This is a genomic window from Proteus sp. G4415, from assembly GCF_963896075.1.
GTDB lineage: Bacteria > Pseudomonadota > Gammaproteobacteria > Enterobacterales > Enterobacteriaceae > Proteus > Proteus mirabilis.
Genome location: NZ_CAWQOK010000074.1, coordinates 1 through 13575 on the forward strand (window position 1 = coordinate 1; position 13575 = coordinate 13575).

Annotated in this window: 15 protein-coding genes; all 15 read right to left on the minus strand. The window is 41.2% G+C overall.

What is annotated here, in order from left to right; genetic code table 11:
* Position 1: 1 nt before the first annotated feature.
* Complete coding sequence (locus AACU95_RS09485; RefSeq protein WP_004245857.1) at positions 2–409, minus strand: DMT family transporter; 408 nt, start codon at positions 407–409, stop codon at positions 2–4.
* Between the two features lie 34 nt (positions 410–443).
* On the minus strand, positions 444–1148 hold the full coding sequence (locus AACU95_RS09490; protein ID WP_017628498.1) for a hypothetical protein: 705 nt from the start codon (positions 1146–1148) through the stop codon (positions 444–446).
* A gap of 17 nt (positions 1149–1165) precedes the next feature.
* Positions 1166–1810 carry a phosphate propanoyltransferase gene (locus AACU95_RS09495; protein ID WP_004245860.1) on the minus strand — a complete coding sequence of 215 codons (645 nt, stop codon included), beginning with the start codon at positions 1808–1810 and terminating at the stop codon, positions 1166–1168.
* Positions 1810–2316 carry a BMC domain-containing protein gene (locus tag AACU95_RS09500; protein ID WP_017628497.1) on the minus strand — a complete coding sequence of 169 codons (507 nt, stop codon included), beginning with the start codon at positions 2314–2316 and terminating at the stop codon, positions 1810–1812. The genes AACU95_RS09495 and AACU95_RS09500 overlap by 1 nt, the downstream gene beginning before the upstream one ends.
* 16 nt (positions 2317–2332) lie before the next feature.
* Entirely contained in the window at positions 2333–3283 is a 951-nt protein-coding gene (gene cutD, locus AACU95_RS09505) for a choline TMA-lyase-activating enzyme (protein ID WP_004245863.1), read from the minus strand.
* 103 nt (positions 3284–3386) lie between these two features.
* On the minus strand, positions 3387–6815 hold the full coding sequence (gene cutC / locus AACU95_RS09510) for a choline trimethylamine-lyase (protein WP_141192144.1): 3429 nt from the start codon (positions 6813–6815) through the stop codon (positions 3387–3389).
* A gap of 51 nt (positions 6816–6866) precedes the next feature.
* Entirely contained in the window at positions 6867–8015 is a 1149-nt protein-coding gene (locus tag AACU95_RS09515; protein ID WP_141192143.1) for a 1-propanol dehydrogenase PduQ, read from the minus strand.
* 7 nt (positions 8016–8022) lie between these two features.
* Positions 8023–8286 carry a EutN/CcmL family microcompartment protein gene (locus tag AACU95_RS09520; protein ID WP_004245867.1) on the minus strand — a complete coding sequence of 88 codons (264 nt, stop codon included), beginning with the start codon at positions 8284–8286 and terminating at the stop codon, positions 8023–8025.
* 26 nt (positions 8287–8312) lie between these two features.
* Positions 8313–9965, minus strand: a complete 1653-nt coding sequence (locus AACU95_RS09525) for an acetaldehyde dehydrogenase (acetylating) (RefSeq protein ID WP_004249183.1) — start codon at positions 9963–9965, stop codon at positions 8313–8315.
* A 67-nt stretch (positions 9966–10032) separates the two neighbouring features.
* Positions 10033–10311, minus strand: coding sequence for a BMC domain-containing protein (locus AACU95_RS09530; RefSeq protein ID WP_004245869.1), 279 nt, complete (start codon positions 10309–10311; stop codon positions 10033–10035).
* A gap of 14 nt (positions 10312–10325) precedes the next feature.
* Positions 10326–10610, minus strand: coding sequence for a BMC domain-containing protein (locus tag AACU95_RS09535; RefSeq protein ID WP_004245870.1), 285 nt, complete (start codon positions 10608–10610; stop codon positions 10326–10328).
* 20 nt (positions 10611–10630) lie between these two features.
* Complete coding sequence (locus AACU95_RS09540; protein WP_004249182.1) at positions 10631–10909, minus strand: BMC domain-containing protein; 279 nt, start codon at positions 10907–10909, stop codon at positions 10631–10633.
* A gap of 583 nt (positions 10910–11492) precedes the next feature.
* The gene (locus tag AACU95_RS09545) at positions 11493–12011 is read right to left on the minus strand and encodes a FidL-like protein (protein ID WP_004245872.1); all 519 of its coding nucleotides are present in this window, start codon (positions 12009–12011) and stop codon (positions 11493–11495) included.
* Positions 12011–12871 carry a transcriptional regulator gene (locus AACU95_RS09550; protein ID WP_017827350.1) on the minus strand — a complete coding sequence of 287 codons (861 nt, stop codon included), beginning with the start codon at positions 12869–12871 and terminating at the stop codon, positions 12011–12013. Before AACU95_RS09550 ends, AACU95_RS09545 begins: the two co-directional genes overlap by 1 nt.
* A 20-nt stretch (positions 12872–12891) precedes the next feature.
* Positions 12892–13485, minus strand: coding sequence for a TetR/AcrR family transcriptional regulator (locus AACU95_RS09555; protein ID WP_004245875.1), 594 nt, complete (start codon positions 13483–13485; stop codon positions 12892–12894).
* Between the last annotated feature and the right edge of the window lie 90 nt (positions 13486–13575).

Below are 13575 nucleotides of genomic sequence, written 5' to 3' on the forward strand. Positions count from 1 at the left end.
TTCACTGACGAGCAGTGTGTTTTATATTCGATAACTCCGTCGTTTCTTCTGGCTCTTCTTCGGAACCCATTTTCGAAAATAGATTCATAATGACGATCCCGCTGGCAATAACTGCCATACCAATAATAGCAGCCGTATCAGGATGTTGACCGTAAAATGCCATACCTAAAGTAGATACAACTAAGATACCGGTTCCGGACCAGGTGGCATAAGCTAAGCCTACTGGAATATTTTTAACTGCACGAGATAATGAATAATAACAAACAATATAAAGAACAATAATTAATCCTAATAATAATGTCTTTGTTATTCCTTCACTATTATCAAACATTTTTAAGGTCGAGGTTGCTGAGGTTTCTGAAATAATAACCGCCAGCATCCAAAGCCATGATTTTGCTTTTGGGGACATAATAAGACTCCTAAATTTTTAGATATGGTATATTTTAATCTTTCAAACTTTTTAAATATTCAATAGCAGAATCGGTTAATTTATCTTGTGATAATTGGTATTTTTCAGGGTTACTCATTACTTGTTTCAAAGTAATATAGCGATTATTATTCAGTTGTTTTGTTTCCGTTTTATTAATAAATTTTAACTTGTGATCAAAAGCATTCTTTTTTAAGTTATCTTCAACTTCATTTATTGAGCAAAAAGTAATACCCATTGATATTAATCGTTCAATATTCTGTTTTAGCACTAAGTTATAGTGTTCATTTTGGTTTAAACCTAAAATTTCATTAATTTCACTGTTTGGCTGACAAAAGTAAGGTAATGCAATAATAGGAATATTTTTAGCCAATGCGGAATGAATAAGTGTTCCTTCTTCACTAATCATTAACCCATTAATAATTTCCCCCACCAGCTTTTTGTCAAAATAGGGAATAAATAATGCCTGATAAGCAGATAACCTATGGGGATCAAACTCATCGGCTTTAGTGATATCCCCTACATGGCACCACTGCGATAAATCATGGCATTGCTGTGCCTGTGTGGTAACAAAAATAGAAGCCCGTACAGTGGAAAAATGGCTAATGCGTTGATAGATTTCATCACGATATCCCGGCGCCGGTGTTAAAACTAACAACACCGGCTTTTTTATACGCTTTTCTATTTCTGCAACAATCCGTTCAATTAATTGATTGTCCATTACCTCACCTCATTGTCTTAGCTGACAATAAACACGCTGTCGTTATTTCTAACTCCTGCCGCATTTGCCTCATCGGTATCAATATGAAATTCCAATGCAAATTTATCACTGACGCGCACAATCACTTCATCAAAAATCAGGCTACGTTCACCCTCTGTTTTTACATGCACTTTCTGACCATTGGTCACATTTAACGCTCTAGCATCAATATTATTCATATGAATATGACGCTGAGCACAAATGACTTGCTGTTTTAATTCCACATATCCCGCAGGCCCCATTAAAACCGCATTACCGGAGCCTGCCAAATCACCGGAACTACGCACGGGTGCCTTTATACCTAATGCAAAACAATCTGCTTTTGAAATTTCTAATTGGCTTTGTGGACGAACCGGCCCTAAAACACGAACTTTACTGATAGAGCCTTTAGGCCCGACTACCATCACACACTCTTTGGCGGCAAATTGTCCCGGTTGTTTTAGATCTTTAAACGGGGTGATCTGATAGCCGTGACCAAATAACGCATCTACATCTTGTTGTGAAAGATGTACATGCCGATTAGAAATACCAACAGGAATAGCGATCCCTTGATTTATGCCCATTCCCACATTGGGGATATTTAAACGAGTGAGAATTTTTCCCATTAGTTGTTGATTAATCATTATTTTCTACCTTTACGGCTTTCAGGTTTACTCTCTTTTTTACTGCTTGGTGCTTTATCTGCTGTCATTGCTTTAGTTTCAGGGGCACTATTTTGAGCCAGTCGATCTGCAACTTCTTTTGTCGCGTCACTATCGCCACTTTCATGCTTCATGACAGTTTCAACCCTGTTTTCAGCCAGCGTTTTGAACGCATTCTGTTGTGTTTCTTCACTAATAACAGCGCTTTTTTTCTTACCTTTTATTGTCAGCAATTTGGTGATAACACTTGGCTCTGGTCTTGCTATGACGAGTGATCCGATAACCAACTCTTTTTGGCTCACCACATCTACACCATGCTCAACCGCTGTTTTTACCGCACTGATCTCACCTTGAAAACAGACAGAAACTAACCCTGATCCAATTTTTCTATAACCGATAATTTCAACACTGGCAGCTTTACAAGCCGCATCAGCAGCTTGGATCGCAGCGGTTAATCCGCGTGTTTCAATCACACCTAAACTGTTCATCTTTCTCTCCTACTGATTAGTGGCGGACAAGACGGATCTCAAAATCAAATTGTTTAAAGAAGGCTTCTAAGCGATCGAGCTCTTCTGGCGTATATCCCGGATCGTTTTTAATGGGGTAGATCATCTCCAATTTTTGGTATTTATTACGGCCAAATTGGTGATAAGGTAGGATATCGATGCGCTGAAGATTACCGCGTTTTGACAACGCCATGGCGTAGTTAATCGCACCAGTAATCGCATCATAAGAGTCGTTATAACCTCGCACTAAAGGCATACGGATAACCACATTTGCACCGAGATCCATCAAACGCTCTAAATTACGGCGGACATTCTCATTACCAATACCAAATAATGCTTTATGCTGAGTAGTATCAATGTGTTTGATATCAATTAGAAACTGATCAACGACTTGCGCTAATTTTTCATAATTAGCTACATTAGTGGTTGCTTGTGTTTCCACCGCGGTATTGATCATCATCTTTTTACATTCACGTAGCAGAGCTACAGCAAAATCCGTTTGTAAACTCATTTCGCCGCCACCGATTGTGACACCACCGCCGGAAGAGATATAGAAGTCGTAATCTTGCATGATAATGTCCATCAATTCAGATACAGAGACATCTTTACCCATAATATCCAGTGCATCAGAAAGACACACTTCTTCACATTGACGGCATCCAATACAATCAACGGCACGATCAACGCGATGAACTTGCTGCCCTTGCTCATTGGTTGTCATGTAATGCACACCTGCCGGACACACATCAACACATTTACCGCAATCCACGCATTTATCGCGAGAGTACATCACCTGAAATTCACTGCTAAGACCTTCTGGGTTTGAACACCAAGGGCAGCGGATATTACAGCCTTTTAAGAAAACCAGAGTACGAATACCATCACCATCATAAATAGAGTATTTTTGGATATTAAATATCCGCCCTCTTATTTCTGCTGCCGTCTCCATCTTTACGCCTCCAAATCTGCATCAAACATCCTTGTTCGATAAATTTACATCTTGTCTTGTCGCGATTAATAGGGAAGACTCTTAGCCCTCCTTAGGTCTATGATCAGAATTTCTCAATCACTGTACGACTAATAATTTCATCCTGAACTTCTTTACATAATTCAACGAAGTACGCACTGTAGCCAGCAACCCGGACAATTAAATCGCGGTACTTTTCAGGCTCTAATTGGGCTTTTTTCAGTACTTCATTATCGACATAGCTAAATTGCATCTGACCATTACCCAAAATAGAGGCAGTTCTTAATAAGGTAATTAATCCTTGGCGTCCTTCATTGGTATCTAGCAAGCCTTTGAGGAATTTAAAGTTATGAACCATACCGATATTCATGGTTTCAACATTCATCTTGCTGATGGATTTAATGATGGCAGTTGGGCCATGTTTATCTGCACCCTGTGTAGGGCTGATCCCATCTGATAATGGTTTCCATGCTAAACGGCCGTTTGGTGTTGCTGCGGTTAATTCACCAATTGGCGTGTTATTAGAGATAGATAATGTACCGTGACTAAATGTGGAATAGAGCATTTTATATTTACGGCATTCACGTTCAGTCCATTCGGTAATGTCTAACGCATATTGGTCAACAACATCATCGTCGTTACCAAATTTCGGTGCATTTAAACAGTCACGCAGTAACTCTTCGTGCCCTTCAAAATTAGCTAATAAGCCGTCACGTATTTGCTCTAAGGTATATTTTTTGTCTTCATAAACCAGTTTGCGAATTGCCGCCATAGAATCGACATAAGTGGCTAAACCAGAGAAGATCAGACCCGGTCCGTGGTTAACCATCGCACCACCCGCTGTCACGTCTTTACCTTGCTCCATACAACCTTCAACCAATAGCGACATGAGTGGTTTTGGGGCAATGTCACGGTGAACGCGCTGGCTGATAACCGTACCAATTGCTGATAAACGAATAATATGTGCGACTTGCTCTTTAACCGCGCGATCGAAATCCTCATAAGTACGTAAATCACGTAAATCGCCGGTGTCTAAGCCTTGGTAGCTATCAAACAGCACCATACGACCACGATTTAATACAAATTCAATGGCAATTGGCCACTGGGTATAACCCGTTGATGTCCATTGATAGATACGACCTGATTTTTGTGGTTCAACACAGCCCATTAAGCAGTAATCGCGTGCATCTTCAAAGTCGAAGCCCTTGCGCAACATCATCTTGATATGAGAATCATCGAAGTGACAGGCAGGGAAGCCCATTCCCGCTTTGACCACATCAACGATTTTTTCCATATATTGCTGTGGCGATTGGTTATGGATACGACAAGCCAGTGAAGGTTGATACACTTTCACAAAGCGTACTGCGTCCATAATCAAGTAAGTTAAATCGTTACAAGCATCGCCACCTGAGCGTTTTTGTCCCCCCACCGTTAAGTTGATAAAGGGTTGATAGCCGGCAAAATATTTTGCGCCAAGTTCACTAGACATCCACATTAATTCGGCACATTTGATGATAAAGGCCTGCATCATTTCCAGTGCTTGTTCACGCGTTAAACGACCTGTTTTAATGTCGTTTTCATACATTGGGAAACAGTATTGATCTAAGCGACCTAAAGAAAGTCCCGTTTGGTTCTCTTCAACTTCAAACAATGACTCTACAGTCCAGATACTTTGCAGTGCTTCTTGCAATGTTTTTGGAGGATTAGCAGGAACATTTTCATTGACTTGAGCAATGGTCAATAACTCTTCACGACGTTGTGGCTCACTCTCTTTAGAGGCTAATTCTCGGGCATGCTCGGCAATACGATGAGCATAAGCGATAACCCCTTCACAACTTTCAATCGACGCTTTATAGAAATAGATACGGTCAATATCAGCAGGATTTTCCATGCTTAATTCAGCCAATTTCGCTTGTGCATCGGCTTTAATACCGTTCATCCCTTTGGTGAATAACAGCACGTCATAACCGGGGCAAGTATCACCACCACCATTGATTTGATGATAAGAGAGATCGCTGACAAAGGTTTCACCACTGAACTCCCATACACCCGCTTCGCGGTATTGCGCTTCACAGATTTCATCTAAAGAGCGACCTTCCCAAAATGGCACTATCTCTTCACGAATGACTTTTTTGTCTTCTTCTGAAATTTGGAATGGATCTTGTGGGCGCGTGCTCATGGTGTCGAGTTCATCACGTACCCAACGCCATGCGATATCAGGAGAGAAAGCGCCAGCACGCGGTTTCCCACAAGGATGTCCCACAATAAGCTCTTCATCTTGAATTAAGATAGGTGCGGTTTCACAAGCACGGCGGAAAGCTTTAGCACGCAATAAAATAGGGGGTAAACCAGGATTATTGCGAGCAATTTCAGTAAAGGCTAATGCTCTATAAATTGAAACACTAGGGCGAGCCTCTAAATAACGATTACGCAGGCGCTGTAGGCGGGGAGTTAAGCCTTCCATTACAGTCAACTCACCATTTGCGGTCGCCGGTGTAACAACATTGGCTGAAGGTGAAGCATATTGCGGTGGTGTATTCATACGACCGTTATATAAACGGACTTGTAGTGAACTGTGTAATGCTGATAGATTAGCGCGCGCTGATAACAACATTTCTGAAAGTTCGTTAATACTGACGCGAGGATCGTTAATATCGATACCTTGGGTCATGGCATCAAACATCGGATAGCCATCGACTTCTTTCGTTGCGCGCACTTCGGATAGCTCAGCCAGTTTTAGCCAAAGACTTTCAACAATCTCATAAGCTTGTGCTGGCGTTAAACGACCTTGGTCAATATCACGTTGATAGAATGGGTATAGTGCTTTATCAAAGCCCATTGGGTTGATAGCGTAGCTACCATTCTCCAGATGAAGAATAAGCTGTAATAAATAGAAAACTTGTACCGCTTCTTTAAAGGTTTCTGCTGGCTTGGCGGGTACTTTACGTAAAATAGCCGCACTTTCTAATAATTCAGCTTTACGGTATGGATTACCTTCCATTGCGGCTAAATTTTCTGCTTTAGCTGACAGTAGTTGTGCAAAATAAAGTGCCGCATCACATGCATAAATCGCCGATTTGCAGAAATTGGCTTCATCCATACTGCTACGATTTACCGCACTACCAATGCTTCTCATTCTATCTTCAAGTTGTGCTTTGATGGCTAAGAAACCTTGATTCACCACCAGCATATAATCAGGTGATGTAACGCTATTATTGATACTTAAAAAGCGATAAATAGAGTCACTACGCACTTCTTCTTCGCTGTGGAAAATCGCACCACGTGGTGTTGAGGATTGGCTACCGATAATGAGCTCATCTTGAGCGATATAGCTTGGAAAATGACGAATAAACTGATAAAAGCGTTGTGCAGGTTTAATCGCTTGGGGCACACCGGCAATATTGTTATCTAATGAATCAAAAATCGTCGCACGCTCTGTGCTAATAGAACTGTTACGTGAAACTAAACGTTCTGCCAGCATTTTTACGCGTGGCGTCAAAGAATATTTGGCCATGTGAGGCTCTCCTGATGTTCTTTACTAGACCTAATCGGTATTAATTGAGCATTAACTGTGTGATACACCGGCAAATGCCTGACGATACAATGTTTCTAATTGGTGTGTGTTTACGTCACGCGGATTTGTCGGCGTACAGCTATCGCGTAAAGCCTGTCCGACCATTTCCGTTAAACGGGCATAAAAGTCCGCTTCACTGACACCGGTATCGCGAATACTCTTCGGCATACCCATTTCATCTTTCAATACATTAATGGCGACAATAAGGCTGATAACGCCTTCTTTTACCGTCTGCGCAGGTAATCCTAAACTTTGGGCAAGGTAGGCATAGCGCTTCGCTGCTTCGCTATTACAATCACCATGAAGATTGGCATTAAAGGCAATAACATGTGTCATCAATAACGCATTCGCACGGCCATGAGGGACATGAAAAACACCGCCTAATGCATGGGCAAGACTGTGTGTAATACCTAACGACGCATTAGTAAATGCCATACCTGCGATGCAAGATGCATTGTGCATTTTTTCGCGAGCAAGTAAGTTATCCCCTTGATGATGACAATCAAGCAGATGGCTAAACACTAATTTGACTGCTTTTTCTGCCATCGCATCAGAAAAATCAGATGTAGCTTTAGACACATAAGCTTCTAATGCATGGCAAAGGACATCCATACCCGTATCAGCGGTAATTGCAGGAGGTACAGATTTCACAAGTTCAGGATCGAGGATCGCGATATCAGGCAACATAAACTCATCGACCAATACCAGTTTTTCACTGCGTGATTTGATCACTGAAAAAGAGGTCACTTCAGAGCCAGTACCACTGGTCGTGGGGATCGCAATAAACTGCGGTTTACTTCTACTGTGCTCTTTACGGGTATGCCAGAGGGAGTACATAACGGCTTTAGCAGCATCGATAACAGATCCACCGCCGAGTGCGATAACCAAATCAGGATAATGGGCATCCATTATTTTCATACCACTGACAATGGCAGAAATATCAGGATCTGATGCAACATCATCATAGATTTGAAACTCAATACCTCGTTGCATTAATTTTTCAGTGACTTTATCTGCAAAGCCAAACTTCACCATTGCTTTATCTGTCACCACAAATGCGCGGCGGGCAGTTAACCCAGAGAGAAAATTCAGTGCATTGGTGCCAAACTGAATTTTGGGTTTTATCAGAAACTCACTCATGTCGTTATTACTCCTTACTGTCCCGATAAACCTTCTCAACAATGGCAACCACGGACATCGCCTTGTAACGATCTTTGTTTAGTGCGAAGTATTCTTCAGCCAACACCACATCGTTGATACCTGCACCCACACTATCCACTGCAACATAGGTTTTATTTTTCAGTGGATTAAGCTCATCATCTAAGGTCGCTATCATTAATAAATTGCTTCCTTTCAGTTCAGGGCTTTTTTGTGTCGCGACTACGTGTCCGATTACCTTTGCGAGGATCATGGTTTATATCGCCTTCTATCAATGAGTTATTTACCCAGACGTCCGAGAACTTCTTTGATAATGCGCTCCACGTTCTCTTCGGTGATCTCACCTTGCTCAATCACTTGTTGTGCACACGCACTGACTGTCGTTGTATAAGGGGACGCGCCAAAGCGATCATCACCTTGTGTTTGACGTTGTGCTGTTGCACATTCCGCATGAACAGGGGTTAAAGAAGGTGAACGAAAACGATCATCATCAAGAATGCTGGTGTGGTAATTTGCGCTAGAAACAGCAGGTTGAGCAGCTTCTTGTGCTAATGGACAAGGTTGTTTTAACTCTTCAACACTACGTACCCCATAACCGACTTTACGAATATTCAGTAAATTCATCGGGCCGACGTTATCTGAGCTAGAACCACCGCCTACCGCACCACAACCTAGGGTTAACGCAGGAGTAATATTGGTTGTTGCGCCAATACCACCTAATGCCGCCGGAGTATTAATTAAAATACGATTAACGGGTTTTTCTAAAGAGAACTGACGAATAACATCTTCATTTTGGGTATGGATCACTAAGGTATGACCTAAGCCTTCGTTAGTGAGCAATTGCACCACACGATGACAGGCTGATTGCCAATCTTCTTCAATATACATACCTAAGATTGGGCACAGTTTTTCCCGTGAATAGGGATTCTTCGGTGAAACAGTATCTTGTAGTGCAATCAAGACGCGGGTATTAGCAGGTACAGTAAAACCGGCGCGCTGGCTTAAATAGATAGCATCTTTACCAACCACCGCAGGATTTATCGTGCCATTAGCGCGCAATAACATAGAAGCGACTTTCGCTGCTTCTTCATCATTCATAAAATAAGCACCTTGCGCTAATAGCTCACGGTGAACTTCGTTATAAATACAACGTTCTACGATGATGGATTGCTCTGAAGCGCAGATCACGCCATTATCAAATGTTTTACTGGTGATGATATCGCTCACTGCTTTTTTGATATCCGCACTACGCTCAATAAAGGCAGGACCATTACCTGGACCACCACTGATAGTTGGTGTGCCTGATGCATAAGCCGCACGCACCATTCCTTCACCGCCAGTAGCTAAGATTAATGACACATCTTTGCTGTGCATTAATTCTTTTGTCGCTTCCAATGTCAGCAATGTCACACCATCGACAATTCCCTCAGGTGCTCCCGCTTCTAGTGCGGCTTTTTTGACAATTTCTAGCGCGCGGAAACTACACTGTTTCGCATTAGGGTGCGGTGAAAAAATAATCGCATTACCTGCTTTCAGTGCAATTAGGGTTTTATAGATAATGGTTGACGTTGGGTTAGTGGAAGGCACTAACGCTGTAATAACCCCTAAAGGTACCCCCACATCCATGACTTTTTTCACTTTATCGTCATTGATAATGCCAATGGTCTTTAGGTCTTTCATATGTTCATACACACGCAATGACGCAAAGGTATTTTTCAGTACTTTGTCTTGCCATTTACCAAAGCCGGTCTCTTCGCTGGCCATTTTTGCCAACTCTTCTGCGTGACGAGCAGCTTCAAATGCAATGTGTTTGACTATATTGTCGATTTTTTCCTGCGAAAATTTCGCATATTGTTGTTGTGCATTTTTCGCGTTACGAACTAGCTCGCGAGCCAGTTGTCGGGATTGCAAATCTTTATCTAATGCAACCATGTTTTCCCCCATACAGGAGTTAAAAATTTAGCTGAATAACGTTTTTTGCTTGGCAGCACCTGAATAATCAGGCTTTATGTTGCTCTGCAATCTTCTCGATATCGTTATGTGGTCTTGCAATAACACGAGAAGTCACTACTGTGCCGATACGTTTTGCCGCCTCAACACCAGACTCAACCGCTGCATTAACTGCACCGACATCGCCTTTCACCATGGCAGTCACTAAACCTGAACCGACGTTTTCATAACCAATCAGTTCCACATTGGCTGCTTTACACATTGCGTCAGCAGCTTCAATGCAAGCGACTAGACCTTTGGTTTCCACTAGACCGAGTGCTTCTTTCATATTTATTTCCTTCGTTATTCAGTCACTTTGTACTGGGCAACGATTTTTTGAATATCGTTATGTGGACGAGCGATGACTAATGAAGTGACCACCGTACCTACACGTTGAGCCGCTTCTAAGCCAGAATCTACAGCGGCTTTAACGGCACCCACATCGCCTTTTACCATTGCAGTGACCAAACCTGAGCCAACATTTTCATAACCAATCAATTCAACATTGGCGGCTTTGCACATCGCATCAGCGGCTTCAATACATGCCACTAGCCCTTGAGTTTCAATAAGTCCTAATGCATCACCCATACGTTCTCCTAAGGCAAAGACTATGCCTTGTGTTTGATAACAATTTTGTTGATGTCATTGTGAGGACGAGCAATCACAAGTGATGTGACGACTTCACCCACCCGTTGCGCTGATTCCACACCTGAATCTACCGCAGCTTTCACTGCCCCTACGTCGCCTTTCACCATCGCAGTCACGAGACCTGAACCAACGTTTTCATAACCAATCAATTCAACATTGGCGGCTTTGCACATCGCATCAGCGGCTTCGATACATGCCACTAACCCTTTAGTTTCAATCAGACCTAATGCATCACCCATTTTTATTTCCTCCAGGAAGCCGTTTAACGGTTTACAGTTACCCATCATGTCTGCGTGGTGATTTTTTAAACGCAGACCTTGGTTTCAAATTCACTATAACGGCTAAAAATAAAAACAACATATAAATCCATAAAAGATAAACATATAGTTTTATATTCTGATATTTATGCTTATTTAGCCTTATTTTTATTTATCTATGCTGTTAATTGCTTTTTTTTATCTGTTTAAATTTATAAAAAAACACGCAAAGAAGATGAAAAAAAAGACAATTTAAGTTTGTTAGAAGGATGTTGAAAAGGTGCAAAAAGGCAGTACAAATCAGCGGGAAAGATGTGCGGGATATCACTAATATTTCAATGCCAGCTCAAGGATGAGAAAAAGCTAAATCTAGTCTATATACAAAAAGTGCTATTTCTAGGTTAGCCCTTTATGTCTTAAGCCGAACTCATCATGCAGCGTCCTTAGCAGGCATAAATAGTCAATGTTTCCGTCGATGGGGGGACAGTATGAGAGAGGGAATATTCGCAAGAATACGTCGCAACGCTCGCCCAATATTTATTGAGCGAGAAAGTAATGTGGATTTTTAATCGAATTTACTGCCGGGTTTTAAGGTACAAATATAGAGTGGGGAATTGAGCGAACTGAGTAATAACGTTTTTTCATTTAGCTTTTGTGCGTTAATAAATAATCCATCATGACTATCTGACATTTCACGCATAAAATAATCAAAAATAACATCGGGAGACTCATCAATCGAGGAGGCACTAGACTCCCATTGACTGACAAAATAGTGACGCTCGGTGGGGGAAACCCGCTTTGTGGTGTAATCAAATTTCACATAACGTTGTAAATAGAGCCAACCCGCTTTAGAGGTAGTATACCCCTCAACCACAATAGAGCCTTTGCCATTAGCACCAAAAGAGAAATGAATATTGCCATTCACATTCTCATCTTCCATATTTTCAAAGCGCATAATGCCCTTTGTTGAACAAACCATCATACCTTCATTTTTGATAGTTAATAATCTTGTTGCTGCATAAGTGGCGACCAAGATAAAAATCAGGGCCGATAAAAAACATAAAAGTTTCCCTGAGATTTTCATTAGTATTTCCAAGAATAGTAAAAGTAATTATCGCAATAGCTAAATGGATTATCTTCGTTCTTAGCGCAATGCGCTAAAAAGACACGCCCTAAGCCATTAGTTTGTAATTTATCACCATAGAAAAAAACAAAGCGCTCCCCTTTCACACACTGTAAATTAAGCTTCTTTCTTACAGCGTCAAAATTGCGAATATAATTATCACTGACAGAGGAGTTAATCATGGCCTCGTTAGAGAGTAATTCACAATCATTATGGGTGAGAGGTGTTAATGTGATAGGCTTTGATTGATGCTGATTTAAAAAGATGATCACCACAAGAAATATGGCGCCAAATAAAAAACCAATACTGGCTAAATACCAACAAATTTCTGGCTTTTGTGGCGATGTTACCGATAATTGAGGCTCTTTTTCTAATTCACTGTCTAGATTATCAGGCTCGGATGATAACGATGTCTCAATGGGTGATGCGATATTACTTTTATTTGCTTCACCTTCGTGCTCATTTGTTTGTGTAACAGGTAACAGTGTTGAGTCATCAATTAATTCAACAGAGATATCAGGATTAAACTCTAGTCGCCCTTTGGCGATAGTGACAATAATATTTTCAATACCATAATGACGAAATGTTTTACGCAATAAACTTAAATATTGGTTTAAATTACTATTTGAAGAAACTAGCCCATTGTCATCCCACACGCGTTTTAATACTTCATCACGATTTACTACACCGGGATTTTGAATAAAATAAAAGAGTAACGCATTAGCGGTAATAGACAGATGTGTATCAACGTCACCTTTTTCTAACGATATCGCGCCATCCGTTGCGTCGTAATAAATTGAGGCATTTATTCTGTATTTCATTGTGCCCTCATTCATCCTAATTAACATGACTGATTTGCTGTGTCGGCCATATATTCAAATGTCATTTTTAATAATCTTTCAACTAATGCACTACGCTCTTGTTGTGAAATCGTAGGGCCTTCTGTGAGTTCTGATAACCAAAGGCCATCGGCAGCATAACGAATTAACGTACCTAAGTAGCTATTATCAAGTTTATCGCCTTTGGCTAAATGGCCTAACATCCAATCACGCCAACATTGACGCATTATTGGCTCGTTAGGCATAGCTAAAGAAAGTATTGCCAATTGGCGGCTTTCATCTGACTGTTTGAGATCAGAAATATAGGTTAAATAAGCGCGAGAAAAGCGCCCTGCTTCTATCGGATCGTTGGCCATAATTAACGCAATTCGTTTATCCATAATACCGAGTAAGCGTTTGAATACCGCCTGTATCAGTTCTATCTTCCCAGGAAAATGGTGCAATAATCCGCCTTTACTGACACCCGCTTCTTTGGCTACGGCATTTAAAGATAAAGAAGCAATTCCTTCATTCGCCACAATAATACTTGCCGCTTCTAATAACTGCTCTTGGACGCGGATAGGATCTTTTTTTCGGTGATGTGCGGTTGTATTCATGCGTAGGATAATACCGACCAGTCGGTATGTTCCTTATTGATCAAAATCAAGCACTATTAGAGTGAGCCTTATTATATGCCAATAATGTTG